The sequence below is a fragment of the Haloarchaeobius sp. HME9146 genome (assembly GCF_025399835.1).
Taxonomy (GTDB): Archaea; Halobacteriota; Halobacteria; order Halobacteriales; family Natrialbaceae; genus Haloarchaeobius.
This window is the reverse complement of sequence record NZ_JAODVR010000001.1, coordinates 662,980-689,250: the sequence shown is the minus strand read 5'-3', so window position 1 is coordinate 689,250 and position 26,271 is coordinate 662,980. Positions and strand designations below refer to the sequence as shown.

The window sequence follows — 26,271 nt, the reverse complement described above, 5'->3', positions numbered from 1 at the left end:
GGCCCCCTTCCCCTTCCCTTTCGAACAGTAATCCCCCGGAGCGGCTGCACTCCCGATTCTCCCGTGTCGCGCCGAGACGTCCGGAGAACCGAGCGCCCGGCCGGGTCAGTCCACCCGCGGCATGTAGACGGTGAACACCGCCCCGCCGTCGGGGCCGTTCTCCGCCTCGACCCGGCCACCGTAGGAGTCGATTATCTCACGCACGAGATACAGGCCGAAGCCGGTTCCCGGGCTGTCGAACCCTTTGCGGCCCTTCTCGAAGACGGCATCCCTGAGCTCCTCGTCGATACCGGGGCCGTTGTCACGGACCTCGACTGCGACCGTCTCCGGGGTCACCTCGGTCCGGACCTCGACGGCGGGCGTCTCCTTATCGTTGTGCTGGACCGCGTTCGTCAGCAGGTTCTCGAACACCTCCGGGAGGAGGTCGTCGGCCAGCACCTCGACCGAGGGGAACGATTCCCACTCGAACCGGGCGTGGTCGTACGCGTCGGCCGCCTTCTCCATCTCGGCGTCGAGGACCGTATCCAGTGCCATCGGCTCGGGGTCGTGCTCCTTGCCTTCGACGATGGCCCGCATGAACGCCCGCATCGTCTCGATGAGGTCGATCATGTCCGCGATACGGGTCTGGATCGTCCCGAGGTGGGTCGCCATCTCCTCGTCGACGTGCCCTTCGAGGAGTCTCGCCCGCGCATCGACCACGTTCATCCCGTTGAGCAGGTTGTGGCGGATGATGCGGTTCATGAACTCCAGGCGCTCGCGCTCGTGTTCGATCTGCTGTTCGCGCTCGCGGCGCTCGGTGATGTCTCGGGTGACCTTCAGGAACCCGCGAAGCTCGCCGTCGTCGTCCTCGAGGGCCGTGATGACGACGTTCGCCCAGAAGCGCGAGCCGTCCTTGCGGACGCGCCAGCCCTCGTCGATGGCACGGCCCTTCTCGGCCGCCCGCCGGAGGAGGGTCCCCGGACGGTCAGCCTCGCGGTCCTCCTCGGTGTGGAACGACCGGACGTGTTCGCCGATGATCTCCGCTTCGCTGTACCCCTTGATGTCCTCGGCCCCGCGGTTCCAGCTCTCGACGTGGCCGTCGGGGCTGAGCCGGAAGATGGCGTAGTCCTCGACGTCCTCGACCAGCGACTCGAACTGCTCGCGAGTCTCCTGGAGTTCCTGCTCACGCCGACGTTCGTTGCGGCGATGTTCCAGTTCGTGCGCCAGCGAGTTCGCCATGATGTCCAGGAGCGCGAGTTCCCACTCGGCCGTCTCTTCGCGGGGCTCGGGGTCCCCGAACGCGAGGACACCGTCCAGATCGTCTTCGACCCTGACCGGGACGCCGACGTAGTACTCCAGCCCGTACTCCTGGTAGGACCGCGACTCGGTGAACTCGGGCCACTCCTTGGAGACGTGGGTCGCGTACCGGAGTTCGTTGCTCTCCACCACGCGTTTCGCGTAGGTCCCGTCGATGGAGATGGCGTACCCCTCCTGGACGTCGACGGGTATCTCGGTTCGCACCGACTGGACGAACACCTCGCCGTCGGACACCTGTGCGAACACCGCGTGCTCCACGTCGAGCATCTCCAGCCCGAGGTCGAGGAGTTCGTCGATGCGGTCCTCGAGGGGAGTCGACCGGTCGAGCAGCACATCGTGCAGCCGCCGAAGCGTCTGTTCGCGGGCTTCGAGCCGGTCGTTCGTCCGCTTGCGCTCGGTGATATCGGTGTAGTGTTCGATGCGACCACCGCGGTACAGGCCGGACTCGATGGGGTGGCTGGAGTGTTCCAGCCATCGTCCCTCGTCGCCGTCGCCGACGACGTGGCACTCGAACTGCTCCTCGCCGGTGTTGTCGTCGTACGCGGCGGTGACCTGCTCGGCGAAGCGCTCGGGCCGCTCGAACTGGTGCTTGAGGTGCTCGTCGACGAGCGTCCGGGCATCGCGGCCGATGACCGACTCCCGCTCGAGGTCGAAGTACCGCTCGGTCGCCTCGTTGACCCAGACCACGTCGAGGTCGGAGTCGAGGATGAACAACCCCACGTCGGAACTGTCGAGGACGTCCTCGGTCAACGACCGGTACCGCTGCTCGCTCTGGGTCAGTTCGCGCTGGCCCTCGCGCTGTCTCGCGCTGTAGACCCCGACACCACCGCCGGCCACCAGCCCGAGCAGGACGGTGTTCGTGACGGTGACGTACGAGGCGGTCTGGTCCTGCAGGAACACGTGGACGCCGAGAACCCACGATTCGAGCGCGACCGCGACCACGACGGCGACGAAGGTCCAGCGGGCGATGTGGATGACCCGGTTAGCCGGCCACTCCGCGAACAGGAACCAGATGGCGGCCCCGGCGACGACGAGCGTCAACAGGGCCGGGAACGCGACCTCCAGCGATGCCGAGAGCAGTGGCTCACCGGCCCAGGAGTCCGTCAGGACGCTTCGAATCTGGATCGCCAGGATTGCCACACAGATGCTCAGGATGCTACCGACCCCGAGCAGTCGCCGCTGCTCGTCCGAGAACTGCATTGGCGGCAGGTCACCGGTCCGGGATAAAAAACGGCGCACCTACACACATCGGGAACGGCCGGTGGTTCACCGGAACCCGCGGTCGGGGGCAATGCTCCGACTTCGGTATCGTTTTCCTCCCGCTTCTCATGGTCGCAGGCATGAGCACGTACCCGACCATCACGGAACAACTCGACGACCCGGAACCGGCCCAGACGGAGGGCCGACGCAAGATGGACTGGGCTCGCCAGCACATGCCCATCCTCGAGTCCCTCCGCGAGGACTACGAGACAGACCAGCCCTTCGCCGGCCAGCGCATCGGGATGGCGATGCACGTCGAGGCGAAGACGGCGAACCTCGTCGAACTCCTCGCCGACGGTGGTGCCGAGGTCGCCATCACCGGCTGCAACCCGCTCTCGACACACGACGACGTGAGCGCGGCACTCGACACTCACGAGAACATCACGAGCTACGCCAAGCGCGGCGTCGACGACGAGGAGTACTACGAGGCCATCAAGGCCGTCATCGACATCGACCCGACCATCACCGTCGACGACGGGATGGACATGATCGCGGCCATCCACGAGGACTACCCCGAACTCATCGAGACCATCGTCGGCGGCTGTGAGGAGACCACGACCGGTGTCCACCGCCTGCGCGCGATGGACGCCGACGGCGAGCTGAAGTACCCCGTCTTCGCGGTCAACGACACGCCGATGAAGACGCTGTTCGACAACGTCCACGGCACCGGCGAGTCCTCGCTGGCCAGCATCGCCATGACCACGAACCTCTCGTGGGCCGGCAAGAACGTTGTCGTCGGCGGCTACGGCTACTGTGGCAAGGGCGTCGCGAAGAAGGCCGCGGGCCAGAACGCAAACGTCATCGTCACCGAGGTCGAGCCCCGCCGGGCCCTCGAAGCCCACATGGAGGGCTACGACGTGATGCCCATGGCCGAGGCTGCCGAGGTCGGTGACGTGTTCATCACGACGACCGGCAACCGCGACATCATCACCGGCGAGCACTTCGAGTCGATGAAAGACGGCGTCCTGCTGAGCAACGCCGGCCACTTCGACATCGAGATCGCCCTCGACGAACTGGACGACATGGCCGTCGACAGCTACGAGGCCCGCGACGGCGTCCAGGCGTACGAGATGCCCGACGGCCGTCGCCTGAACGTCCTCGCCGAAGGCCGCCTCGTCAACCTCGCGACGCCCATCGCGCTCGGGCACCCGGTCGAGGTCATGGACCAGTCCTTCGGTATCCAGGCGGTCTGTGTCGAGGAACTCGTCGAGAACGGCGAGTCCTACGACGCCGGCGTCCACGAGGTCCCGGACGACCTCGACAAGCAGGTCGCCGAGATCAAGCTCGCGGCCGAGGGCGTCGAGTTCGACTCGCTCACCGAGGCCCAGCGCGAGTACATGGGCTCCTGGGAGCACGGAACGTAGGCAGAATCGTCACTCCCAGCGACTGAGAAGAACCGCGCTTTCTGGCGATTTTTCCCCGTTCTAGTTGGGTCTCCCACACCTCAATCTCCAATAACCTTAATTTTACAACAATTTCCGATACCATGAAATGCATTCGGATTGAGCATCAGACAGCGTGACGGAGGATAGCGAACTTACGACTGACGAGGAGGCGGTGGACTGGCCCCCGACGGACGGTGACGCAGTGAACGTCGCCGAACGCGGTGTCCGCGTTCGAAAGTGGGTGACGGAGCGTGGCTCCGCCGTGCCCGTCGTGAACTACGACATCGCGTCGATGCGTGACGAGCCAGTCACGCTCGAACTCCGTGACGAGACTCCCGACGACCTCTCCGGAGACGACGTGGGCTTTCACGAGGACTTCGAGGCCGAGAACTGGCGACGCATCGACGAGAACGAGATCGCATACAGACGACAGCTCGCCCCCGGCGAGTCCGTAACGACGGTGTACGGCGTCCGCCGGCCGTCGCTCGACGACCCCGAGGCGTTCCTCGGCCGACCGACACTGTCGGTCTCCACCGAGGACGAGGACGGGCCGGCCCCACTCGACGAGACATCGGAGGCGGTTCCGACGCTCGACGTTCACAACGAGGGCGACCTCGCGGCGAACGACGACGACGCGGACGACGACACCGCAGAGACGGTCGAGGAGGCCGCAGCAGAGGCACTCGAGCTCGACGAACTGACCGAGGCTGACAGCGACGAGCCCATCGCACTGGACGACGTCGCCGCGCCCGGCGACAGCGAGGTCGACGAAATCGACGACAGTGGCGACGGAGAAGACGGGTTCGGTGCCGGTCTCGACCTCTCGGGCGTCGACGACCTGGGAATCGACGACAACGAACCGAGCCTCGACGACGTCTCGATCGACGACGAGCCATCGCCGGACGAGAGCGAGGCTACAGATTCGACAGGAACGGGTACCGTCGCGGCGGACCTCGCTCGCGAGTTCCGCGCCAACAGGGTCGACGACGAGGACCGCGACGCCATCGCACAGGAGCTCAACCTGGAGCTCTCGGAGTCGACGGCCGCGTTCCTCGACCGGCTCCGCGACCGTGCGGGCCAGCAGCGTGAACGGCTCGAACGCGACATCGAGGACCTCGAATCGAGCATCACCGAGGTGTACGGCCTCAAAGCCGACGCGGCAGACCTGCAACAGACACGCACAGACCTCGCCACACTCGCCGACCAGAAGGCCGACGAGACGGACCTCGCGATGGTCCGTGAGGCCGTTCAGGCGCTCGAGGACGCGAAGGCAGAGGCGAACCGCCTCGACAGCGTGGCCGACCAGCTCGACCAGCTGGCCGCGGACGCCGCGACCGACGCGCGCGTCGACGGCGTCGAAGACCGGCTGGCCGAGCTAGACGAGGCCGCCGCTCGCGCCGACGACCTCGAGGCCCTCACGGAGGAGGTCGATGCGCTCGACCATCGCTCCGCGACGGTCCGGGGACTGGCCGAGGCCGAACGCGATCTCGCGCGACTCGACGACCTCGCCGCGCGGGCCGCGGCGCTCCGAGACCTCGAAGACCGCGTCGACACTCTCGACGAGGGCCTCGAGACGCTCCGCGAGGAGCGCGAGAAGGCGACCGACGAACTCAGAACGGACCTCGAATCGACCATCGAGGACGCGCGAAGCGACCTCTCGGCGGCCGTCGAGGACGCCCGCAAGGACTTCGAGAACGACCTCGAGGCGGTTCGGCGCGAACGCGAGGCCGCGGCTGGTGACCTCCGCGACGACATGGAAGCGAACCTGGCGGAGATGCAGTCGACCCTCGAATCGGACATGTCCGACCTGCGGGAGTCGACCGACGACGACGTCACGGCGCTCCACGACCTGCTCGAAGACGAGTACGTCACCGAGCGGACCGTCGACGACGTCATCGTCCAGCGGGTCGACAACAGCATCCGGGCGCTCCTGTTGCTGGGGCTCGGCTCCGGCGGCGTCCTGCTCTCGTTCGTCCTCGCGGCGACCGGGTCGGCATCGCTGGCGCTCAGCTCGTTCGTCCTCGGCGCGGTCATCCTGGGCGGCTGGTGGTATCTCCAGCCGGGCGGGCTGGCCAGCGGCATCGCCGACGGCGATGAGAGCGCGACCTCGGCGACCACGCAGACCGAGACCACCGAGGACCAGAGCGACTCCGGCGAGGCTGAGGCCGACGCGAACGAGGTGGCGGCAGAGAGTGCTGACGACGCCGTGCCGGACGAAGATGGGGCGGTCGAAGCCACAGCCGAAACTGACGGTGGCGAGGACACGGCCGACGAGGCCGACACCGACGAGGAATCGGCCGACTGACTCCTGTTCCTGAACGCGATTCTCGGGTCGCCCGACTTATCATCCCCCGTCTCCGAGAGGGGAACATGAGTTCGAACCGGAAGGGTGACCGCATGGAGCGCGAGCTCGTCAACAAGCTCGACGAGGCCGGGTTCGCGGTCATGCGTGCGCCGGCGAGTGGCAGCGCGACCGAGCGCGAGCTCCCCGACGTCCTCGCCGGCAACGGCGACGTGTTCTACGCGATCGAGGCGAAGTCGTCATCGGGGCGGCCCATCTACCTCGATGGAGAGGAGATCGAAGCGCTGCTCTTTTTCGCACAGAACTTCGGCGCGAAGGCGCGCGTCGGCGTGCGTTTCGACCGCGAGGACTGGTACTTCTTCCATCCGGCCGACCTGTACGTCACCGACGGGGGCAACTACCGGGTAAAGAAGGAGACGGCACTCGCTGACGGGACCGACTTCGAGGAGTTCGTCGGCGGCCCGCGAAAGCGGAGTCTGACCGACTACGACGAATAGCGTCGCTGGGTGCTCTCCTGGCGGACAGGCGGTGATCGCGGGCCGTCCGTGTGTTCACCGCGCAACCGCTGGCACACGGACGGTGGCTCGTGGGGGCACACCGGTGGTGGCCGCGTTTTCTGGTAAAAAGGATGGGACGACAGCGGCAGGTGGGAGGACAGTTGCAGCGTCAGCGGTCAGGGATGGTGTCGTGCTTACTCTTCGACGACTATCGTGCCTTCCATGCCGGCCGCGGCGTGCGGGATGCAGTAGTACTCGTGGCCTTCTCCTCGGGCTCCGCCGCGGCGGTGGCATGCTCCAGACCGTATTTTCGTGCGAATTGGAAACAGTCTGCAGTCAGGATTCGGGCCGCACGAGACGCGAGACGGGGAACGAGTACACGCGGAGTGACTCAGGGGCCGGCCCGTCACCCGTGACCCGGACCGCCGGGTACACCGCGCTCACGACCGGGTCGCTCGCCGGGTACGCCCGGTTGGTGGCGTACTCGGCGACCGTGCAGTCCTGGCTGGGAATCCGAACCTCGTCCGCGCGACGGTTCGACACCGCCACGACGAGGACGAGCCCGCCGGTCTCGCGGTCGCGCGCCACGTCCCCGCGCTGGAAGCGGTGGCGCGGGCAGAGATGCGGGTCGGCAGAGGCGGTGCGGACGAACACCTCCTCGGAACAGACCGCGCAGGGGACCGCGACGTGGCCCGGCGGCGGGACTCGCCCTTCGGTTATCTCGATGGCGACCCGGCGGAGGTGCTTACAGCGCGCGTCGCGGAACAGGTGGTCCGGACAGGTGCAGCGGCCCGCCACGACGTTCGCGAGGTAGCGATGACCGGGTTCGGTCTCGACCTCGTACACGTCGCCGCCGAACGCGGTGACGAGCATCGGTTCTTCGCGTGCGCGACGCGACCGCTCGTCGAGATGGGCGTCGCTGGGCACGGGCAGGTTCGTCTTCTGTGACGCGGGTGTGCTTCTGGTGTGCGTCATGCGTATTCACCGCCGGAGCGTGGGCTATGCCGGTGTCCGGCTTCGAGTTGAAGTACGGGTTCTGCGAGCGTAAGCCTTTCACCCGAAACCGTCGATTCGGCCCGATTTCGACCGCGATTTCGGCCGTTCCGACCCCATTAGAACACCGGTCGTGCACAGCCCACACAATCGAACAGTTCAGGTGACTGGACCCGCTAGCGCAGTACGATGGAACCCCTGCCGGGGCTCGCACCGCTGCACGCCAGCACCGCGGTCAGCCCGCTGCTGCTGGGCGTCCTCACCCTCGCCGGGCTCGGGTCCGCGCTGTTGCTCGGGCTCGGGCTCGCAGCGTACGTCCGGCGGCGCTCACGCCCGTATCTGCTGGTCGCGCTGGCGCTCGCCACCATCGCGGGCCGGTCACTGGTCGCCTGGCTCGCCATGATGGGGCCGCTCACCGACGCCGACCACCACCTCGCGGAACACGGCCTCGACGTGGTGATGACCGCGCTCGTGGTCGGCGCGGTGTGGTACGCCCGCGAGATCCGGCAGGGACGAGGTACCGACGACACATGACCGACGCACGCACCCGCATCGAGCACGAGATCGCAGCACAGCCCGGCGTCCACTTCAACGAACTCGTCCGGTCGCTCCCCTTTGCGGCCGGCCACGTCCAGTACCACGTCCGCTCGCTGGTCGCCGACGAGTCGATTCTCCGCGACGAGCTGTTCGGCCGGACTCACTACTTTCCACCCAGCTACGACGAGTTCGAACGCGCCGCCATCGCGCTGGTCCGCCGCGAGACCACCCGCGACATCCTCGCCGTCCTCATCGAGGCAGGGCCCTCACGGCCGGCGGCGGTGGCCGAGGATGTGGGTGTGGCGCGCTCGACGCTCGAACACCACCTCGACAACCTCTGTGAGGCCGGCCTCGTCGAGAAGGAACGCGACTCGCGCAACCGCGTGACGCTGGTGCTCGCCGACCCCGAACGGACCGGCGACCTCTTGGCGGACGTGACGCCGACGCTGCCGGCTCGGCTGGTGGACCGGTTCACCCGGCTGGTCGACGACCTGCTGGCCGAGTGATTTTATACGAGGACGGGGCCAGCCCCGCCATGTCCTGACCAGTGACCGTGTGGCGGGCAGCGGGTGCGCGACCAGCCGCCACACGACATGGTGTCGACTTCGGCGGGAGCCGACGCCAGACCAGCCTCGACGCCCACGTGTCGCCTGTTCGCCCTTTCGACGCATGCACCACGCCGTTTTTTGCGGGGCAGTTCCTAGCGAACGCCGATGACAGCACGCGACAACCGCGGAATTCCCCGCCGCGAGTTCGTCAAATCGGCCGTCGCCATCGGCGGGACGGCCGCCCTCGCCGCCTGCCTGGACCGGGAGCGAAGCGGTGACGACGCCGCCGCGATTCCCACGGGTAGCGACGACCCGACGAGTCTCCCGAGCGGCCAGCACACCTGGAACCGGTTCCTCGCGACCGACGACCACGGCAACGATGTCGCCCCACGCCACCACCTCCTGCTCTACCTCGACTACGCGGGCGACGGGACGCCGAGTAGCGACGAGCGCGAGACCGTCGAGGCCGCCCTCCAGAGCCTCGAACGCGCCTTCGAGTGGTCGAACGAGGGGTTGCTGTTCACGGTCGGCTACTCCCCGGCGTACTTCGCCCGGTTCGACGACGAGTTGCCCGAGTCGGCGGGCATGGCCGAGCCGAAGGCGCTCTCGCCGTTCGAGGAACCCGAGTTCGACACGAACGACGCGGTCGTCCACCTCGCCAGCGACCACGGGTCGGTCGTCCTCGAAGCCGAGGAGGCCCTGAAGGGCGCCCGCGAGGAAGCCAACGGCGTGACGATGGACGCCCACCTCGGCGACGTGTTCGACTTCCCGAGTGACTTCCCCGGCCGCCGGACCGGGTTCATCGGCGCGGGCCTGCCCGCCGAACACCAGGACGTGGCCGGTATCCCCGGCGACGTGGACATCGACGAGGACTCACCGCTGTTCATGGGCTTCAAGTCGGGCTTCAAGAAGAACCAGGCCAGCGAGGACTTCGTCACCATTCCCGAGGGTCCATTCGCCGGCGGGACGACCCAGCACGTCTCGCGCATCCGCCTGCGCCTCGACGACTGGTACACCGAGAACGATAGGGAGGAGAACGTCGCGAAGATGTTCTGTCCCGCCCACGCCAGGGAGGGGAAGGTCGAGGGTGCAGGGGACAACCTCGGCACCTCCTCGGGCGTGGAGGAAGCGGGCTGTGTCGAGTCCATCGACGACGATGCGAGGAACTACGGGAAGATCGGCCACACCCAGAAGACCGCGGCCGCCCGCGAGGACGGCAGCCCGCTCATCATCCGCCGGGACTTCGACTCCACCGACAAGGACGAGGCCGGCCTGCACTTCCTCGCGGTCCAGCGCTCCATCGCGGACTTCGAGAAGACCCGCGAAGCGATGAACGGCACCGACCAGACGAAGCACCCGACCATCCGCCAGCGCGTCAACAACGGCATCCTCGAGTACACGTTCGTCAAGCGCCGCGGGAACTTCCTGCTCCCGCCGCGGGCTCACCGCGCGCTCCCCGAACCGAACCCGCAGTAGTGGGTTCGACGCGCGAACCAGCCGATTTCGACGGAAGAACCAGAAGCCGCTTTTCCCCGAAGTTCCGAGAGACCACCATGAGACGACGCACGTTCCTCGCGGCCGGGGCCAGCGCCACCGCGGCAGGACTCGCGGGCTGTGCTGGTCTGCTAGAGACACAGACCGCTGGCGTCCCGCCCGTCCTCTCGGACCGCCCCGACGCGGTCTACTACCCGACCCACGTCGAGGGCATGAAGATGGAGAACATGGCCACGAGCGGCGACTACGCGGTCGGGCTGATGTACAGCTACCCGCACCGCTTCTGGACGGTATCTGCGACCGAGACCGAACTCGTCGACATCGAGTCAGACGACGCGGTCCACCTGATGGTCGCGGTCTGGGACCCCGAGACCAAGGTCGTCCTACCCGACGCCGGCGTGAGCATCGAGGTCACGAAAGACGGTGAACTCGTCACCGAGGAGACCATCTACGCGATGCTCTCCCAGCCCATGGGCTTTCACTACGGCGCGAACTTCCCACTGGATGGAACCGCGAGTTACGATGTTGAGGTGTCCATCGGCGGGCTCTCTGGCGTCGAGACCACCGGCGCGTTCGAGGGGAAGTTCGAGGAGTCCGCCGCCGTCACCCTCGACCTGAGCTACAGCGAAGGCGAGAAGGAGCAGATCATGTACAAGAACACCGAGGACCGCGCCGGCGCGCTCGAGGCCGTCCCGCCGATGGAGATGCAGATGCCCCTCGGTGTCGCGCCCGCCCAGGCGGACCTCCCGGGTCGCGCGCTCGACGCCCCGAAATCGGGTGACGCGGTGCTGGCGACGCAGGCTGTCGACGCCGACCGCTTCGGCGACGGGACCTACCTCGCCGTGTCCGCGCGGTCGCCGTACAACCGGATGGTGCTCCCCTCGATGGGACTGGCCGCGACGGTCACCCGCGACGGCGAGACAGTGTTCGACGGCGACCTGACCCCGACGTTCGACCCCGAGTTGCACCACCACTACGGCGCGTCCGTCGGGACCATCGAATCCGGTGACGAGGTGACGCTTCGACCGACCATCCCGCCGCAGGCTGCCCGTCACGAGGGCTACGAGACAGCCTTCATCGACATGTCGGAGGCGACGTTCACCGTAGCGTAACTACGACACGCTTTTGTCCGGCCCGCGGGAAGCGCGACGCAACGACATGGATTCGGAGACACTCAAAGAGGTCGTGGTCTCCTCCGGGGCCGTTGTGACCATCATCGGCATCATGGTCTACATCGGGATGACCTACGGCGGCGACAATGGCGTCCTCACCTCGGAAGGCGGTCAGATTCTCGCGTACGCGATCGCCTTCTTCGTCGTCCTGATGGCTATCATCGGGTACACCCGCAAGTACTGGCTCGACCTCGACGAAGAGTAAGCATCGACCGGGCGACCGACGCCCGAATCAGTCGTCTGCGGCTTCTACTCGCTGCTGGTAGTACGCCAGCGGATGCGATATCTCTGCACAGACCTCGTCCTGGTTCACGCAGTCGCCGTAGGCCTGGACGGTCGTACACGAGACCGGCGGGTACTCGATAGCGCCGTCCTCGCGCGCGAGCTTGTCCATCTGGTAGCGGATGCGCTCGGCCGTCTCGTCGACGGCGCGGGTCACCGCCACGACCTCCTCGGGGTCCATCCCGACGGTCGCACAGAACGCACAGAGCGTGAACCACGACGGCGGCGCGAGTTCGTCCTCGTCGTCCTGTGCCCGTTCGAGCAGGTGCTCGATACACGGCGGGAACGAGCTGGCGTCGACGGTGTCGAACGAGGTCGGGAGGGCGGGGTCCGAGAGCACGTCCTCGATACTCGCCACCTCGTCGACGAGGTGGTCCGCGATGACGTCGGGTACCTGGAACGGAAGTCCGAGCATGACCCGCTCCTCGATTGCGCCACGGAGCAGCGTGAGGAGTTCGTCACGGCCCACGGGAACGGTCCCGTCGGCGAGACTGCGTCGGGGGAGCCGCCAAGCGTCGTCGTCGAGGTCACCCGTCAGCCGCAGGTACGCGCCGACAGCGACGCGGTAGCCGGTGTCGGCGTCCTGGACCGCGCCCGCGAGGTCGAACTCGCGGAGCAGTCGCTCGACGGTGAGGTCGCTCCCGCTCGCGGACTTCAGCTGGGTCGTGGTATCGAGGTCGGAGAGGACGCGCTCGTGGGCCGTGGCGGCCTCCGCCTTCGCGTAGGTCTGCGTGACGACCGGGTCGTCGACGAGCGAGACGAGTACGCGCGCCACCGGGTACGAGAGGAGTTCGGTCCGGTTATCGCGTCGCATCTCGCCGGTCGTGTGTTCCGTCAGGGCCGTCGTGACCCGCTCGATGGCACGGTCGACCGCGGGGTCGTCCTCGCGAGCCACCAACTCGCCGAGGTCGACCGCCGCCTCGTCGACCGCCTCGCGGGCCGCCGCGAAGAACGGATACCGGGCGTGAAGACGCTCCATCGAGGGTCAGTTCCGGGTGCGCGCGGATAAACGCGACGGTCGCCGGTGCGACCGTCAGCAGAAAACAGCGGTTCGTCTCGGTCGTGTGGGTCAGTCCGCGCCTGCTTCGGCCTCGGAGCCGACGCCCGCTTCGGGGGATTCGTGGGGGACCGACATGACGACCGCTTCGCCCGCGAGCACCGTCGTCTCAGCCACGTCGACCGTCGTGGTCACGCGGAGTCTGTTGTCGCCGACCTGCTCGACGACCTCGGCCGTTGCTTCGACCGTGTCACCTGGTTGAACTGGTGCCTGGAACTGGAGGTCCTGTGAGAGATAGATAACGTCGCCCGGGAGGTCGGCGAGGGCGGCGCTGACGACGCCGGCCGACAGCATCCCGTGTGCGATGCGTCCGTCGAACATCGTCTCCTCGGCGTACGATTCCTCCATGTGAATGGGGTTCTCGTCGCCGACGAGAGCCGCATAGGCTTCGATATCATCAGTCTCTACTGTCATCGTCGCAGTCGCCAGATCACCCACCGTAGCTACTGCCATAAACGGAGCCTTACCCTGAAAGGGTATAAGTTATGCGTTAACATATCAACCTCGCCGGGAATATCGCCGTAGTTCGTGAACCGGAGTCGACATCTACCTTCGAAATCACGCCCGGAAGCGGGCGAGATAGCGAGCGAACGCGATTTGTCCCCCCACCGTGGGAGGTTAACATGTGAAGAGGGGTCTTTTCTATCGTCTCGGCCGTTGCCACCGGCATGGAACGCGTCAAAAACGACGAGGACGAGACTCATATCGCCTACGAGGTCGACGGACCGGCGGACGCTCCCGTCATCGCCTTCTGCGAGGGGCTCGGGTACGGGCGCTGGATGTGGCGCTTCCAGCGACGGCGGCTCGACGAGTACCGGACCATCGTCTTCGACAACCGCGGCACTGGCGACTCGGACGTGCCCGAACCGGCAGCCGAGGATGAAGAACCGCGGTACAGTATCGAACTGTTCGCCAGCGACCTGGAGACCGTGCTGGACGCCGAGGGGGTGGATTCCGCGCACGTCGTCGGCGCGAGCATGGGCGGGATGACGGCCCAGCGGTACGCGAAGGACTACGACCGCGCCGAGAGCCTCACCTTGCTGTGTACCTCCCACGGCGGTGAGGAGGCGGTCCCGACGCCCCCGGAGACCCAGGAACGGATGTTCAACGTCCCGCCGGAGTACGACGAGCGCGAGGCGCTGCGCTACAAGATGCAGCCCGCGATGTCCGACGACTTCTGGGAGGACAACGACGACCTCGTCGAGGAGATCATCGACTGGCGGCTGACCTCCGACGCGCCACCAGAGGCCCGGCTGGCCCAGGCCGGCGCGGTCGCCGCCTTCGACAGCACGCCGTGGCTCGACGACCTCGACTTGCCGACCATGGTCCTGCACGGGACCGCCGACCGCGTCCTCCCCGTCGAGAACGGGAAACGGCTGCACGAGCGTCTGCCAGAGAGCGACCTCGACCTGTACGAGCACGGCTCGCACCTGTTCTTCATCGAGTCGGCCGATGCCGTGACGGCGGCTATCCGCGAGCACGTCGAGGCCGATGCACCGTAGCGCGACCCCCGCCGAGTGGGTCGGCGCGTGGTCCGAACGCCGCGCCAGCCTGTCACCCGACGCAGTGGGGCTGCGCGACGCGACGACGGGCGAGGCGTACACCTACGCCGAGCTGGACCGGCGCGCGAACCGGACCGCCCGACTGCTCCGCGAACACGGCGTCGAAAGCCGGCCGGAGACCGGCTCGGGTGAGGCAGGTGGGCGCGTCGTCGTCCTCTCACGCAACCGCCCCGAACTCGTCGACCTCTTCTTCGCGACGGGGAAGACCGGCGGCGTGCTCGCCCCCCTCTCACACCGCCTCGCGAAGCGGGAACTGGCCGCGCTGCTGGCGGACGTCGCGCCCGAGCTCGTCGTCGTTGAAGGCCCCTTCGACGACCTGCTGACCGAGGCCCTCGCCCACGACGCGTGCGACTACGACGGCCCGGTACTGGGGCTGGGCGACTCGGAGTTCCCGGGACTGGTCGACGCCCGTCCCGACGACGATTCGCCGGTCGAGACGGCCGACCTGTCCATGGACGACCCGCACCTGTTCCTGCACACCGGCGGGTCGACCGGCACGCCCAAGGAGACCGTCATCACGCACGGGAGCATCGTCTGGAACTCGTTCAACACCATCACGGCGTGGGGACTGCGCCCCGAGGACGTGACCCCGATGGTGTTCCCGATGTTCCACACCGGCGGCTGGAACGTCCTCACCGTCCCCCTCTTCCACCTCGGTGCAGAGGTCGTCATCGCCCGCGAGTTCGACCCCGAGGAGGTACTCAGAATCGTCGACGAGCGCGACGCGACCGTCCTCGTGGCGGTCCCCGCGGTCCTGCGGATGATGACCCAGGCCGACGGCTGGGAGACCGCCGACCTCTCGACGCTCCGGTTCGCGAAGTCGGGCGGTGGCCCCTGCCGCGAGACCGTCATGGAGGAGTGGTGGTCTCGCGGCGTCGACCTCTCGCAGGGCTACGGCCTCACCGAGTGCGGCCCGAACAACTTCGCCATGCCCGACGGCTGGCCCCACGAGAAGGCCGACAGCGTCGGCGTCCCCGCGATGCACGTGGACATCCGTATCGTGGATTCCGAGGGCGAGGCGGTCCCCGACGGCGACATCGGCGAACTCGAGATCAGGAGTCCGCACGCCGCCCACGAGTACTGGAACGCACCCGAGGAGACCACGGAGACGTTCGGTTCGGGCTGGGTCAGCACCGGCGACCTCGCCCGCCGGGACGACGAGGGCTACGTCTACATCGAGGGTCGCAAGAAGAACATGTACGTCTCGGGCGGCGAGAACGTCTACCCCGCCGAGGTCGAGGACGTGGTTGCGAAGCACCCGAAGGTCGAGGAGGTGGTCGTGATTCCCGTCCCCGACGAGCAGTGGGGGCAGGTCGGGAAGGCGGTGGTCGAAGGCGACGCGAGCCTCACGCTGGAGGAGCTGACCGACTTCCTGGAGGGGAAGCTGGCGCGGTTCAAGCGTCCCCGACACCTCGACTTCGTCGACGAGATGCCGACCTCGGGGCCGTCAAAGATAGACCGTGAAGCCGTGAAAGCGCGGTTCGGCGGGGAGTAGGTCACCACGGCCACGACGTCCCGGGACTGGCGACACCGCGAACGCGCTGGACGCCTATCCACACCATCGAGACGCCGACGAGCGTGCCGAGAACGGCGGTTGCCCACCACGGGTCCGGCCCGAACGCCCCGCCGACCACCATGACGAAGAAGGCCAGTCCGAGACTCACCTCGCCGGCACCCCGGAACTGGAATCGGTCGAACCCTGCCGGCGGGTGACTGCTCGCCAGATACAACACACCGGCGAGTCCAAACAGGACGACGTAGAGCGCCGTGAGTGGCTCCGACCGCGCGTCGGGGACGAGGACGGCCATCGAGGCGGCGAGTGCGAGGAGGAACGCACCGTAGATCGACCTGATTCGTGCCTGCATGGCCGGCGGTAGGTGGCCGTGTCTGAAAAAAGTCAGTTCCCTGACTCAGGCTGGGCGTACACCATCTCCATGTTGAGTTCCTTTTCGTCCCGCGTCGGCTTCTCCGGCAGCGTCTGGTAGTCGTTTTCGTGACCCTGCTTCGCCGTCAGCGCAAGCACGAAGGCGTCCAGTAGGTCGTCGTTGGAGAGTTCGGGTTTCCCCCATCCGACAATTGTCTCCCCGGCCGTGGCAAGATTGCTGGTGAAGGAGTTGTCGACCTCTTTTAACACCTCGACGCGCTCCCAGAAGGCGGCGGCTGGCTGCCCGGTCTTCGAGTACTGCATCGGTTCTCCATGAAACGCCCAGAAGCAGACTTCGGGGTGTGATTCTCGGAGCGTTTCCTGTGTCGCGTCCGAATTGTCGTCCAGCAACAACTCGTCTACCTCGCGGATACGCGGGGTGATGTTGAACGTCTGCTTCTGGAGTCCCTTGTCTATCTCGTCCTTCTGTTCCTCGTTGGCTTCGTCGTAGTCCTCGATATCCAGCACCCCGCGAATCGGGACGTTGAACACGCTGCTGGTGCGTCCCGTCAACTTCTCTCGGGTTGCCTTCTCGGGCTCCCGCGCAGCCGCGTCCTTCGCCAGCCCGATAGGAATGTCCACCAGAATCGTCTCCGCTGCCGAATTCTCTTCCCACAGCTCCTGAATGGCGTCGTATCGCTGCACGTCTTCGAAGCCAGCCTCGCTGTACCGCACCGCCACCCATCCGTCGGGACTCCCATCGACGCCGACGAACTGCGGGGTTGAATTCATATCTCGACGTTAGCCCGTATCGGCAAAAACCCTCGCAGGCTTGCCATCGAAAGCAGTAACCGGAATGGAGCTACCAGTACGAAAACCCTTATCAACGCCCGGCCCGTTGCCTGTGTACTAGTCACACACTATCATGATAGACATCTCGATGGACATGGAGCAGTACGACTGCCCGTTCATCGACACCACTGCGGACCATGACGTCGCCTTCGCGGCCGCTCACTGGGAGTTCAACCCGGTCGCGGAGGAGCTGGAGTGTCGGATGGTCGTCGAAGGAGCGGATAGAGGCGCGCTCGACAACGGCCTGCACGCCTTGCAGGACCACGGCCAGATGCACGATATCGACCTGCTCGCCAAGCGGGAGAACGTCGCGCACCTGCGGACCGTGATGGGACAGACCGACGCGATGGCGACCATCCGCCGCAACGACGGCTACATCACCGGCCCGTTCTACATCGAGGACGGCAGCGAGATGTGGCACGTCGGGTTCGACGACGAGGGGCGCGCGAACGGCACCCTCTCGGAACTGGAGAAGCACAACGAGTTCGAGGTGCTCGAACGGGAGTCGACCACGCTCCCCTCGATGAACGATATCGTCCGGAACGCGGGTGCCGCCATGTCGCTCATCGACGGCTGTCGCGACCTCTCGGACGTCGAACGGAAGACCCTCGAGACCGCCGCCAGCGAGGGCTACTTCGAGAGCCCCCGGGAGACCACATTGGGCGACCTCGCCGACGAGTTCGGCGTCTCGAAACCGGCGGTGTCGAAGAACCTCCGGCGCGGTCAACAGAAGATGGTCGAGCGCGTGGTCGACGCACTCTCGGAACTCGACGAGTAGCGGCGACCGCCGGAGTACGGCCCGTTCTCGGCAGAGGTTGATATGTTAACCTTGTAATTATTGCCTAATATTCCCCGATAGACCTTAACATGTCGCGCGTGGACATCTCACGAAGACGAATGCTGGGAACGTTGGGTGCACTCGGGGTCGGCGGCCTCGCCGGGTGTACGAGTGGCGGACAGGAGACCGAGACAGACACCACGGCCACCGACGGTGGCGGTGGCGGCGGTGGCGGAACCAAGACCACGACGCAGGCCGACGTGTCGGCGTCGGGGACGGTCAAGGTCGGCGTCATGCAGCCGATGTCGGGTGACCTCCAGTACTACGGGATGCAGTCCATCTGGGGCTTCCTCTCGGGGCTGGCCTACCGGACCGACACCGACCCGCTGACCGACGTGAAGACCGGCACCCGGACCGTCGAGGATGGGGACGTGACCTGGGAGCTGCACTTCAAGGACACCGGCTTCTCGGCCGACAAGGCCCAGACGATCGCGACCGACCTCGTCCAGAACGAGGAGGTCGACGTGCTGTTCGGCTGTACCTCCTCGGCCTCGGCGACCCGCGTCATCGAGACGGTCGTGAAGACCCCGGCGGTCGACATCCCGTTCATCGCCGGGCCCGCGGCGTCGGCGGACATCACCTCCAGCGAGAGCACCTGCTCGAACCAGGTGTTCCGCGCGAACGAGAACACCGCGATGGACGCCCGCTCCGGCGGGACCTACGTCGCCAAGGAGACCGACATCGAGAAGGTGTTCCTGATGGGCGCGGACTACTCCTTCGGGAAGGCCGTCGTCAACAACTACCGGAACGTGCTCGAGGCGAACGGCATCACCATCACGGGCGAACGGTTCGTCCCGCAGGGCTACTCCGAGTTCGACGGGCTGTTCCAGGCCGCCGTCGATTCGGGGGCAGACGCCGTCGTCGGCGGGTTCACCGTCGCGACGCTGCCGAACTTCATGACCACGGCCGCGAACTACGACGTGCGCGTCTTCGGTGGGTTCGCCACCGAGATCACGAACTCCGTGGTCGGGTCGGTCCTCCAGAACATCCTCGGCAAGCCGCTGACGACCCAGAAGATCCAGGACGCCGAGGTCGGGCCGTTCACCACCCGCTACCACTGGAACCAGTACGACAACGAGATCAACAGCGCCTTCGTCGACATGTACACCAGCGCCTACGGGAAGGTGCCCGACCTGTTCACCTCGGGGACGTTCACCGCGGCCTCCTCGCTGCACCAGGCGGTGCAGGTGTCGGGGTCGACCGAGGGCGTCGATATCCGGGAGGCGCTCACCGGCATGACCGTCGCGGATACCCCGAAGGGGCCCGACGGCTACACCTACCAGGAGTACAACGGCCAGGCGCGCTCCGAGATGACGGTCGCGTACCCGGTGCCGACCAGCGACCAGTGGAAGTCCAACTGGGGCGCAGCCATCATGCCCGGCGACCCGGTCGCCCGGGTCAGCGCGGACGAGGTCACCATCCCTGAAGGGTCGGACCAGATGGGGTGCTCGCTGTAGGCCGATGGCCGCACAGCTGCTCAGGACGAGCGGCCTGACGAAACGGTTCGGCGGTGTGACGGCGGTCGACGGCGTGGACTTCGGGCTCGCGGACGACGAGTGCTGTGCGCTCATCGGCCCGAACGGGGCCGGCAAGACGACGTTCTTCAACCTGCTCACGGGGGCGCTCGCGCCCTCCGAGGGGCGCGTCGAGTTCCGCGTCGACGGCGACTGGCGAGACATCACGGACCACGGGCCCGACCAGACCGCGTCGGTCGGGCTCCACCGCTCGTACCAGATAACGAACGTCTTCCCGACCGCGACGGTCCTGGAGAACGTCCGCGTGGCCGCCCAGGCCCACAGCGACGCGACGGTGCGCTTCTGGCGCAACGTCGACGCGTTCCCCGAGTTCGTCGCGGAGGCCGAGGCCATCCTCGACCGGGTCGGCCTTGGTGGGAAGACGGAGACGGTCGCACAGAACCTCAGTCACGGCGAGAAGCGCCAGCTCGAACTCGGCATCGCCCTCGCGGGCGACCCCGACGTGCTCCTGCTGGACGAACCCGCCGCGGGCGTCTCCTCCGAGAGCGTCGGCGACATCGTCGACCTCATCCGGGACGTCGCGGGCGACCACGCCGTCCTGCTCGTCGAGCATAACATGGACGTGGTGATGGACCTCGCCGACCGAATCGCCGTGTTGCACCGCGGCAGCCTCATCGCCGACGGTGAGCCCGAGGCCGTCCGCGAGGACGAGGCGGTCCAGGAGGCGTACCTCGGCGGCTACGACGCCGACGCCGAGCACGTCGCGAGTTCGAACAGCGGCACGACTGGCGGTACCGGAGGGGGTGCCGTATGAGCGAGTCCAGCACGGGTGGACAGGACAGCACGACCGACGGGGGAAATCGTTCGAGCGACAGGGGGAGTCATCTGCTCGAACTGTCCGACGTCCACACCTACTACGGCGAGAGCCACATCCTCGAGGGCGTCTCGCTCCACGTCGACCCCGGTGAGACGGTCGCCCTCGTCGGGCGAAACGGCGTCGGCAAGACGACGACGCTCCGGACCGCGCTCCAGCTCACGCCGCCCCGGGAAGGGACGGTTCGCCTCCGTGGCGAGGACGTCACCGGTTCGGCGACCCACGAGGTCGCCCGCGCCGGCATGGGCTGGATTCCCGAGGACCGCCGGATGTTCTCGCAACTCTCCGTCGAGGAGAACATCCGCGTCGCGGTCAAGGATGGCGAGGACGTCGAGTCACACCTCGACACCGCGTTCTCGGCGTTCCCCGACCTCGTGGAGTTCCGCGAGAAGAAGGCCGGGAACCTCTCGGGCGGCCAGCAACAGATGGTCGCCATCGCCCGCGGGCTCGTCGGCGAGAACGACCTCTTGCTGGTAGACGAACCCAGTGAGGGACTCGCCCCGCAGATCGTCGAGAACGTCGCGCAGGCGCTCCGTGAGGTCTCGGAGGAGGCCTCGCTCCTGCTCGTCGAGCAGAACTTCCCGCTGGCGATGGACCTCGCCGACCGGTTCTACCTGATGGACAACGGGCAGGTCGTCCACTCGGACACCACCGACGGCGTCAGTGCGGACGACGAGGAGATACGGAGGTACCTGACGTGATTCCCATGGTCTCCTTCGTCGACGCCATCCTGCACTTCCTCGACCTCGGCGTCCTCGTCGGCATCGTGCTCGACGGGCTGGCGAAGGCGTCGCTCTACATCATGATCGCCGCCGGGTTGACCCTCATCTTCGGCCTGATGGGCGTACTCAACTTCGCCCACGGCTCGCTGACGACCATCGGGGCGTACCTCGGCGGCCTGCTGATGGTGACACTCGTCTCGCAGGCCAGCGGCGACGTGGCGCGGCTCGGGTTGTTCTTCGTCGCGGTCGTCGTCGTGTTCGCGCTCCTGACCGGCTTCGGGAGCCTGCTCGAGGTGAAGCTCATCCGGCCGCTGTACGACCGGCCGCCGCTGTACCAGATACTGCTCACCTTCGGGGTGACGCTGGTCCTCGAGGAGGTGCTCCGGATGGTGCTGCTGTTCTACGACGTCCAGCCCTCGACGGACTGGCAGGAGGCCCTCGGCACGAAGCCCGACCTCCTGTCGCCGGAGAACAGCTTCCTCGTGCTCGGCGCACGTGTGCAGGGGCTCGAACTGTTCGAGATCGTCTTCGGGGCCGTCGTCGTCGCCGGCCTCTGGGCGTTCCTCACGAAGACCCGGTACGGCCTCTACATCCGCGCCGGGAGCGAGGACACCGAGATGGCCGAGGCGCTCGGCATCAACATCCGGCAGGCGTTCACCGTCGTCTTCGGCATCGGCGTCGGCGTCACCGGTATCGCCGGGACGCTGCTGATGTGGGACGTGGCGTGGGCCGCCAGCATCGGCCTCGGGGCCGAGGTGCTGTTGCCCGCGTTCGTCGTCGTCATCGTCGGCGGCCTCGGGACCTTCCGGGGGACCGTCATCGCGGGCATCCTCGTCGGCTTCGTCGACGCGGTCACGACCGAACTGTTCACCAGCAACATCGTCAGCTTCTCCGCGTTGCCGGAGCTGATGATATTCCTCATCCTGGTGGTGATGCTGGTCGTGAAACCGCAGGGCCTCTACGGCGTCGAGGAGGTGGGTGGCCATTAGCGACGCGACCGCGGAGTCCCCGGCAGGGGAGTCCACACGGTCCGGGTCGGCCACGCAGACCACGGAATCGACCGACGAGCACTACCTGCTCCAGTACGCCCGCGAGCAGTCTGTCCACCTCGCGGTCATCGTGCTGCTGGGACTGTACCCGTTCGTCTACACCTTCCTGCTCGAATCCCCGGTCGCCGCCGAGATGGCGATGTTCCTGCCGCGCGTGGACACCATGGTCACGGTGTTCTACTTCGGCCTGTTCGCCATGTCGTTCGATTTCATCAGCGGCTACACCGGCTACCTCTCGTTCGGCCACGCGGCCTTCTACGGTCTCGGCGCGTACTTCGTCATCCTCGTAGCCAACGGGAAGATACCGGTGCTGGGGCCGGAGACCCCGTTCATGGTGAGCCTGGTCGTCGCCGGTATCCTGGCGGCGCTGCTCGCCCTGCTCGTCGGGGCGGTGTCGTTCCGGCTCTCCGGGGTGTACTTCGCGATGATCACGTTGGGATTCTCCCAGATCCTCTACGTGCTGTTCTCGAACTGGGACTTCGTCTCCGACAGCCCGCAAGACGGCGTCTCCGCCTCCATCCAGGAGGGCTTCGCCATCGGCGTGCCCTACGTCGACGCGCTGAACATGCGCATCGGGCGGCTGCTCGGCGACCAGTTCGTCTGGGGGATGGACTTCGTCCAGCTCACCGGACTGGGCTTCCTGGCGCCCATCAGCCACACCATCGCGCTCGGCCCGACCGAGGTGTCGTACTACATGGTCGGTCTCGTGGTCGTGGTGTGTTACTTCGCGATGCAGCGCATCCTCCACTCGCCCTTCGGCCGCGCCATGGTCGCCATCCGCGAGAACGAGGAACGCGCCCGCGCCGTCGGCTACGACACCTTCCGGGTCAAGATGGGCGCGTTCGCCATCTCCGGGTTCTTCGGAGCCATCGGTGGCGGCCTGCTCGCCGGGTTCAAAGGCTCGGTCGCCCCCGAGAACTCCTTCTACTTCCTCGCGGCGGGTGACGCGCTCCTGGCATCGATCATCGGCGGGTTCGGCACCCTCGCCGGGCCGCTGTTCGGTCGCCTGTTCCACGAGGGGCTGCACGAGTTCCTCTCGAAGGAGGGCGGCGGGCTCCTGCCGTACCTCCGCGAGACCCTCGGCCAGGGCACCCTCGACACGGTGCTCCTGAACGGCTTCACCGTCGGTGAGGGTATCGAGGTGTTCCTGAACGGCCGGGCCGGCCTCTACATCGGCCTGCTGTTCGTCGTGTTCGTCCTCTACGTCCCCCACGGCCTGCTCGGGACGCTCCGGGTGCGCCTCGGTGGGACGGTCGCGAAGCGACTGCCGGCGCACATCCAGAGGTACCTGAAGTGAGCCGGGAGGAGTACGCAGGGGCAGTCGCCCTCACCGGCTTCGGGACCTACGTTCCCGACCAGACCGTTTCTGGCGCGGAAATCGCCGCGCGGAGCGGGATTCCCGAGGACGTGGTCACCGAGAAGATGGGCCTGCGCCGGAAGCACGTCTGCCCACCGGAGGCGGACCACTGCAGCGACATGTGTGTGGAGGCGGGCCGAGACGCACTCGCGGACGCCGGGGTGGACCCGGACGAGGTGGACCTCGTGCTCTACCACGGCAGCGAGTACAAGGACCACGTCGTCTGGTCGGCCGCGGCCGACATCGCGGCCCGCCTGGGCTGTTCGGACGCGTTCGCCACCGAGAGCTACTCGCTCTGTGCCGGCGCGCCAATCGCCATCCGGCAGGTCAAAGCGCAACTGCTCGCCGACCACGTCGACACCGCACTGCTCGTGACGGCCAGCCGCGAGGAAGACCTCGTCGACTACGACAATGAGCGCTCCTCGTTCATGTTCAACTTCGGTTCCGGGGCCACCGCGATGGTGCTGGAGTCCGATGCTGAACCGGGGCAGGTTCGCGCCCACGTCCACGAGAGCGCCGCAATCACCGACGGGTCGTTCTCCCGCGACGTGGTGATGCCCGCCGGTGGCTCGGCCCGCCCCGCCAGCGCCGAGACGGTCCAGCACGGCCTGCATACCCTCGACGTGCCCGACCAGCAGGGCATGAAGGAACGCCTCGCCGAGGTCAGCCTCCCGAACTTCCGCGAAGTCGCCGAGACCGCGATGGAGCGCTCCAGCGTGGAGGACGTGGATTTCGTCTCGCTGACGCACATGAAGCGGTCGTTCCACGAGTTACTGTGTGAAGAGCTGGGGTGTGACCCCGGCTCGGAGAGCTACTACCTCGACGACTACGGCCACGTCCAGTCCGCCGACCAGATTCTGGCCCTGTCTGAGGGGCTGGAGCGCGGGCTGGTGGCTAGTGGGGATTCGGTGCTGTTCCTGGCTGCCGGGACCGGCTACACCTGGGCCGCGACCTGTCTGACCTGGCAGTCGTGAGTTCGTCGAGGTGAACGACCGATTTTCGAGTCGGTCGATGCAGTCCTTCGGGGGCCACCAGGTACCGTAATCAGATTCGACGAGCAGCGTGCTCGCGCCGATGGCAGTGGAAACCGCCCCGCACAGCACCGCACCTCGCCCTCCCCAGCCGACTGTGCTCCTCGCTACGCTCCGCTTCGCTGCGGTGCTCATCCCTCGCGCGTCGCCACCGACACGGTTCGCTGTCGCTCACCGGTCTCGACCACGCGCGCCAACAGCAGATGCATCTGCCAGCGATTGCTGTCTCGACGACGGTCTGGCGTGCGCTGGTGAGTGTGCCGAGCGCGAGCGAGGCCACGAGCCGGTGCCGCGCGAGGGACGACGGGAGTGAAGCACAGCGGAACGGAGGGAGTCGGCTGGGGAGGCTGTGGTGCGGGGCGGTCCCCATTGCACCAGCGCGAGTGACCTGCTCGTCGTCACGAACACCCGGGTCAGCAGCGACCGTCACCCACCCAGACTCTACCGACAACCGGCGAACATCGAAACCACCCCGTCGAACGCCCGACAGCAACCCAACACCTAACCTGCCACCCTGCGACGCCCAACCAAATGGCGGCGACCCACGCGCAGGAGGCGGTCCCGGACCCCACGGAGATACCCCGCAAGCGCGCCATGGCGGTGGTCGTCCTCGTGGTCTTCCTCGACCTCGTGGGGTTCGGCATCGTCATCCCCATCCTGCCCTTTTACGTCCGGTCGTTCGCGGTGTCGGATTTCTTCATCGGGCTGCTCGCGGCCTCGTACTCCATCATGCAGTTCCTGGCCGCGCCGTGGCTCGGTCGCCTCTCGGACCAGCGGGGACGGCGACCGGTCCTCGTGCTCTCCCTCCTGGGGAGCGTCGTCGCGTGGATCATCTTCGGGCTGGCGGGCGCGCTCTGGGTGCTGTTCCTGGCGCGGATGCTCGCCGGGGCGATGGGCGGGAACATCGCGACCGCGCAGGCGTACGTCGCGGACGTGACGCCGGCCGCGGAGCGGGCGAAGGCGCTGGGCATCCTCGGCGCGTCGTTCGCGCTGGGGTTCATCTTCGGACCGGCCCTCGGCGGATTCTTCGCCAGCGACCCGGTGCTGGCCGTGGCGCGCGACGTGCTCCCGGCGGCGGTTCCGGTGACCCAGTTCTCCATCCCGAGCTTCGCCGCGGCCGGGATGTCGCTGCTGGGCGTGGGGGTCGCGCTGGCGTTCCTGCCCGAGCCCGACCGGTTACGGCCCGCGGGGGAGCGCCAGACGCTGGTCGGGCAGTTCCGCAACGCGCTGGGCGACCCCGACCTGCGAGGACTGGTCCTCGCGTTCTTCCTCGTCTCGGTCGCGTTCTCGGGTGTCACCATCGCGTTCATCCCGTGGCTCGCGGACACCTTCGGCTACGAGTCCGAGCAGGCCGCGCTGTTCATGACCTACGTGGGCGTGCTCGGCGTCATCGTCCAGGCCGGCCTCGTCGGGAAGGTCTCGAGGCGACTGGGCGACGAGCGCATGGCTGTCCTGGGCGGGTCGGCGCTGGCCCTCGGCGTCGCGAGCATCCCGTTCGCGCCGACGCTGGGGACGCTCCTGCCGAGCCTCGGGCCACTGCCGGCCGGCGCACTGGCGGTCGTGCTCGTCCTGCCGCTGCTCTCGTTCGGAAATGGACTACTCAATGCGGCGCTGGGCGCGCTGGTGTCGAAGTCGGCGAGCGCGGAATCACAGGGCAGCGCCTTCGGTGTCACCCAGGGTGCCGGGAGCCTCGGCCGGACGGTGGGACCCCCGGCGATGGCCGGGCTCTACGCCTTCGCGTTCCACTGGGTCCCGTTCATCGTGGGCGGGCTGTTGCTCCTCCCGGTGCTGGGGCTGTTGCTGGCGTTCGTTCGGGAGTAAGGA

25 protein-coding genes are annotated in these 26,271 nt (G+C 67.1%); 18 read left to right on the top strand and 7 right to left on the bottom strand.

What is annotated here, in order from left to right:
* Positions 1-105: 105 nt before the first annotated feature.
* Positions 106-2,496, bottom strand: coding sequence for a PAS domain S-box protein (locus N6C22_RS03580; protein ID WP_261649436.1), 2,391 nt, complete (start codon positions 2,494-2,496; stop codon positions 106-108).
* Positions 2,497-2,636: 140 nt separating this feature from the next.
* Between N6C22_RS03580 and N6C22_RS03575 the strand changes: the two genes are divergently transcribed.
* From N6C22_RS03575 to hjc, 3 genes are all read left to right on the top strand, one after another.
* Complete coding sequence (locus N6C22_RS03575) at positions 2,637-3,920, top strand: adenosylhomocysteinase (protein ID WP_261649435.1); 1,284 nt, start codon at positions 2,637-2,639, stop codon at positions 3,918-3,920.
* A gap of 154 nt (positions 3,921-4,074) precedes the next feature.
* The gene (locus N6C22_RS03570; RefSeq protein ID WP_261649433.1) at positions 4,075-6,246 is read left to right on the top strand and encodes a hypothetical protein; all 2,172 of its coding nucleotides are present in this window, start codon (positions 4,075-4,077) and stop codon (positions 6,244-6,246) included.
* A gap of 65 nt (positions 6,247-6,311) precedes the next feature.
* A complete protein-coding gene (hjc, locus tag N6C22_RS03565; RefSeq protein WP_261649431.1) occupies positions 6,312-6,740 on the top strand; it encodes a Holliday junction resolvase Hjc in 429 nt (142 codons plus the stop codon).
* Positions 6,741-6,934: 194 nt separating this feature from the next.
* On the opposite strand, the gene N6C22_RS21135 is transcribed toward hjc, so the two are convergent.
* Together N6C22_RS21135 and N6C22_RS03560 are read right to left on the bottom strand one after the other, a co-directional pair.
* Entirely contained in the window at positions 6,935-7,150 is a 216-nt protein-coding gene (locus N6C22_RS21135) for a plastocyanin/azurin family copper-binding protein (protein ID WP_369684388.1), read from the bottom strand.
* Positions 7,077-7,715, bottom strand: a complete 639-nt coding sequence (locus tag N6C22_RS03560; RefSeq protein ID WP_261649430.1) for an SWIM zinc finger family protein — start codon at positions 7,713-7,715, stop codon at positions 7,077-7,079. The genes N6C22_RS21135 and N6C22_RS03560 overlap by 74 nt, the downstream gene beginning before the upstream one ends.
* Positions 7,716-7,922: 207 nt before the next feature.
* Here N6C22_RS03560 and N6C22_RS03555 point away from each other — a divergent pair, with 207 nt between their 5' ends.
* From N6C22_RS03555 to N6C22_RS03535, 5 genes are all read left to right on the top strand, one after another.
* Positions 7,923-8,267: a hypothetical protein gene (locus N6C22_RS03555; protein WP_261649428.1), complete on the top strand. Its 345-nt coding sequence runs from the start codon at positions 7,923-7,925 to the stop codon at positions 8,265-8,267.
* A complete protein-coding gene (locus N6C22_RS03550; protein ID WP_261649426.1) occupies positions 8,264-8,776 on the top strand; it encodes a winged helix-turn-helix transcriptional regulator in 513 nt (170 codons plus the stop codon). Before N6C22_RS03555 ends, N6C22_RS03550 begins: the two co-directional genes overlap by 4 nt.
* A 207-nt stretch (positions 8,777-8,983) precedes the next feature.
* The gene (locus N6C22_RS03545; protein ID WP_261649424.1) at positions 8,984-10,294 is read left to right on the top strand and encodes a Dyp-type peroxidase; all 1,311 of its coding nucleotides are present in this window, start codon (positions 8,984-8,986) and stop codon (positions 10,292-10,294) included.
* Between the two features lie 77 nt (positions 10,295-10,371).
* Positions 10,372-11,424, top strand: coding sequence for a hypothetical protein (locus N6C22_RS03540; protein WP_261649423.1), 1,053 nt, complete (start codon positions 10,372-10,374; stop codon positions 11,422-11,424).
* A 46-nt stretch (positions 11,425-11,470) separates the two neighbouring features.
* Complete coding sequence (locus tag N6C22_RS03535; protein ID WP_261649422.1) at positions 11,471-11,689, top strand: hypothetical protein; 219 nt, start codon at positions 11,471-11,473, stop codon at positions 11,687-11,689.
* Positions 11,690-11,716: 27 nt separating this feature from the next.
* Here the strand turns inward: N6C22_RS03535 and N6C22_RS03530 are convergent, their stop codons facing one another.
* The gene (locus N6C22_RS03530) at positions 11,717-12,745 is read right to left on the bottom strand and encodes a DNA primase large subunit PriL (protein WP_261649421.1); all 1,029 of its coding nucleotides are present in this window, start codon (positions 12,743-12,745) and stop codon (positions 11,717-11,719) included.
* 90 nt (positions 12,746-12,835) lie between these two features.
* Positions 12,836-13,276 (bottom strand): MaoC family dehydratase, encoded by a 441-nt coding sequence (locus N6C22_RS03525; RefSeq protein WP_261649419.1) that lies wholly within the window; start codon positions 13,274-13,276, stop codon positions 12,836-12,838.
* A 215-nt stretch (positions 13,277-13,491) separates the two neighbouring features.
* Between N6C22_RS03525 and N6C22_RS03520 the strand changes: the two genes are divergently transcribed.
* Together N6C22_RS03520 and N6C22_RS03515 are read left to right on the top strand one after the other, a co-directional pair.
* The gene (locus N6C22_RS03520; protein ID WP_261649416.1) at positions 13,492-14,325 is read left to right on the top strand and encodes an alpha/beta fold hydrolase; all 834 of its coding nucleotides are present in this window, start codon (positions 13,492-13,494) and stop codon (positions 14,323-14,325) included.
* Positions 14,315-15,880 carry an AMP-binding protein gene (locus N6C22_RS03515; RefSeq protein WP_261649414.1) on the top strand — a complete coding sequence of 522 codons (1,566 nt, stop codon included), beginning with the start codon at positions 14,315-14,317 and terminating at the stop codon, positions 15,878-15,880. Before N6C22_RS03520 ends, N6C22_RS03515 begins: the two co-directional genes overlap by 11 nt.
* A gap of 1 nt (position 15,881) precedes the next feature.
* Here the strand turns inward: N6C22_RS03515 and N6C22_RS03510 are convergent, their stop codons facing one another.
* Together N6C22_RS03510 and N6C22_RS03505 are read right to left on the bottom strand one after the other, a co-directional pair.
* Positions 15,882-16,250 carry a hypothetical protein gene (locus N6C22_RS03510; RefSeq protein ID WP_261649413.1) on the bottom strand — a complete coding sequence of 123 codons (369 nt, stop codon included), beginning with the start codon at positions 16,248-16,250 and terminating at the stop codon, positions 15,882-15,884.
* 32 nt (positions 16,251-16,282) lie between these two features.
* On the bottom strand, positions 16,283-17,041 hold the full coding sequence (locus N6C22_RS03505; RefSeq protein WP_261649412.1) for a DUF429 domain-containing protein: 759 nt from the start codon (positions 17,039-17,041) through the stop codon (positions 16,283-16,285).
* 133 nt (positions 17,042-17,174) lie between these two features.
* Here N6C22_RS03505 and N6C22_RS03500 point away from each other — a divergent pair, with 133 nt between their 5' ends.
* The 8 genes from N6C22_RS03500 to N6C22_RS03465 all read left to right on the top strand — a co-directional run bounded on the left by N6C22_RS03500 (position 17,175) and on the right by N6C22_RS03465 (position 26,268).
* Entirely contained in the window at positions 17,175-17,879 is a 705-nt protein-coding gene (locus N6C22_RS03500; RefSeq protein ID WP_261649410.1) for a helix-turn-helix domain-containing protein, read from the top strand.
* An 89-nt stretch (positions 17,880-17,968) separates the two neighbouring features.
* Complete coding sequence (locus N6C22_RS03495; RefSeq protein ID WP_369684387.1) at positions 17,969-19,396, top strand: ABC transporter substrate-binding protein; 1,428 nt, start codon at positions 17,969-17,971, stop codon at positions 19,394-19,396.
* A gap of 4 nt (positions 19,397-19,400) precedes the next feature.
* Positions 19,401-20,228: an ABC transporter ATP-binding protein gene (locus tag N6C22_RS03490; RefSeq protein ID WP_369684386.1), complete on the top strand. Its 828-nt coding sequence runs from the start codon at positions 19,401-19,403 to the stop codon at positions 20,226-20,228.
* Entirely contained in the window at positions 20,225-20,989 is a 765-nt protein-coding gene (locus N6C22_RS03485) for an ABC transporter ATP-binding protein (protein WP_261649406.1), read from the top strand. The genes N6C22_RS03490 and N6C22_RS03485 overlap by 4 nt, the downstream gene beginning before the upstream one ends.
* A 5-nt stretch (positions 20,990-20,994) precedes the next feature.
* The gene (locus N6C22_RS03480; protein ID WP_261652531.1) at positions 20,995-21,999 is read left to right on the top strand and encodes a branched-chain amino acid ABC transporter permease; all 1,005 of its coding nucleotides are present in this window, start codon (positions 20,995-20,997) and stop codon (positions 21,997-21,999) included.
* A 193-nt stretch (positions 22,000-22,192) separates the two neighbouring features.
* The gene (locus N6C22_RS03475) at positions 22,193-23,356 is read left to right on the top strand and encodes a branched-chain amino acid ABC transporter permease (protein WP_369684430.1); all 1,164 of its coding nucleotides are present in this window, start codon (positions 22,193-22,195) and stop codon (positions 23,354-23,356) included.
* Positions 23,353-24,390: a 3-oxoacyl-ACP synthase gene (locus N6C22_RS03470; RefSeq protein WP_261649404.1), complete on the top strand. Its 1,038-nt coding sequence runs from the start codon at positions 23,353-23,355 to the stop codon at positions 24,388-24,390. The genes N6C22_RS03475 and N6C22_RS03470 overlap by 4 nt, the downstream gene beginning before the upstream one ends.
* Before the next feature lie 588 nt (positions 24,391-24,978).
* The gene (locus N6C22_RS03465; RefSeq protein WP_261649402.1) at positions 24,979-26,268 is read left to right on the top strand and encodes an MFS transporter; all 1,290 of its coding nucleotides are present in this window, start codon (positions 24,979-24,981) and stop codon (positions 26,266-26,268) included.
* Positions 26,269-26,271: the final 3 nt, after the last annotated feature.

Bases quoted from the DNA above. Each gene is read 5' to 3' on its own strand.
- N6C22_RS03580 (WP_261649436.1), bottom strand. From the start codon at position 2,496: ATGCAGTTCTCGGACGAGCAGCGGCGACTGCTCGGGGTCGGTAGCATC.
- N6C22_RS03575 (WP_261649435.1), top strand. From the start codon at position 2,637: ATGAGCACGTACCCGACCATCACGGAACAACTCGACGACCCGGAACCG.
- hjc (WP_261649431.1), top strand. From the start codon at position 6,312: ATGAGTTCGAACCGGAAGGGTGACCGCATGGAGCGCGAGCTCGTCAAC.
- N6C22_RS03560 (WP_261649430.1), bottom strand. From the start codon at position 7,715: ATGACGCACACCAGAAGCACACCCGCGTCACAGAAGACGAACCTGCCC.
- N6C22_RS03555 (WP_261649428.1), top strand. From the start codon at position 7,923: ATGGAACCCCTGCCGGGGCTCGCACCGCTGCACGCCAGCACCGCGGTC.
- N6C22_RS03550 (WP_261649426.1), top strand. From the start codon at position 8,264: ATGACCGACGCACGCACCCGCATCGAGCACGAGATCGCAGCACAGCCC.
- N6C22_RS03545 (WP_261649424.1), top strand. From the start codon at position 8,984: ATGACAGCACGCGACAACCGCGGAATTCCCCGCCGCGAGTTCGTCAAA.
- N6C22_RS03540 (WP_261649423.1), top strand. From the start codon at position 10,372: ATGAGACGACGCACGTTCCTCGCGGCCGGGGCCAGCGCCACCGCGGCA.
- N6C22_RS03535 (WP_261649422.1), top strand. From the start codon at position 11,471: ATGGATTCGGAGACACTCAAAGAGGTCGTGGTCTCCTCCGGGGCCGTT.
- N6C22_RS03530 (WP_261649421.1), bottom strand. From the start codon at position 12,745: ATGGAGCGTCTTCACGCCCGGTATCCGTTCTTCGCGGCGGCCCGCGAG.
- N6C22_RS03525 (WP_261649419.1), bottom strand. From the start codon at position 13,276: ATGGCAGTAGCTACGGTGGGTGATCTGGCGACTGCGACGATGACAGTA.
- N6C22_RS03520 (WP_261649416.1), top strand. From the start codon at position 13,492: ATGGAACGCGTCAAAAACGACGAGGACGAGACTCATATCGCCTACGAG.
- N6C22_RS03515 (WP_261649414.1), top strand. From the start codon at position 14,315: ATGCACCGTAGCGCGACCCCCGCCGAGTGGGTCGGCGCGTGGTCCGAA.
- N6C22_RS03510 (WP_261649413.1), bottom strand. From the start codon at position 16,250: ATGCAGGCACGAATCAGGTCGATCTACGGTGCGTTCCTCCTCGCACTC.
- N6C22_RS03505 (WP_261649412.1), bottom strand. From the start codon at position 17,041: ATGAATTCAACCCCGCAGTTCGTCGGCGTCGATGGGAGTCCCGACGGA.
- N6C22_RS03500 (WP_261649410.1), top strand. From the start codon at position 17,175: ATGATAGACATCTCGATGGACATGGAGCAGTACGACTGCCCGTTCATC.
- N6C22_RS03495 (WP_369684387.1), top strand. From the start codon at position 17,969: ATGTCGCGCGTGGACATCTCACGAAGACGAATGCTGGGAACGTTGGGT.
- N6C22_RS03490 (WP_369684386.1), top strand. From the start codon at position 19,401: ATGGCCGCACAGCTGCTCAGGACGAGCGGCCTGACGAAACGGTTCGGC.
- N6C22_RS03485 (WP_261649406.1), top strand. From the start codon at position 20,225: ATGAGCGAGTCCAGCACGGGTGGACAGGACAGCACGACCGACGGGGGA.
- N6C22_RS03480 (WP_261652531.1), top strand. From the start codon at position 20,995: ATGGTCTCCTTCGTCGACGCCATCCTGCACTTCCTCGACCTCGGCGTC.
- N6C22_RS03475 (WP_369684430.1), top strand. From the start codon at position 22,193: ATGGCGATGTTCCTGCCGCGCGTGGACACCATGGTCACGGTGTTCTAC.
- N6C22_RS03465 (WP_261649402.1), top strand. From the start codon at position 24,979: ATGGCGGCGACCCACGCGCAGGAGGCGGTCCCGGACCCCACGGAGATA.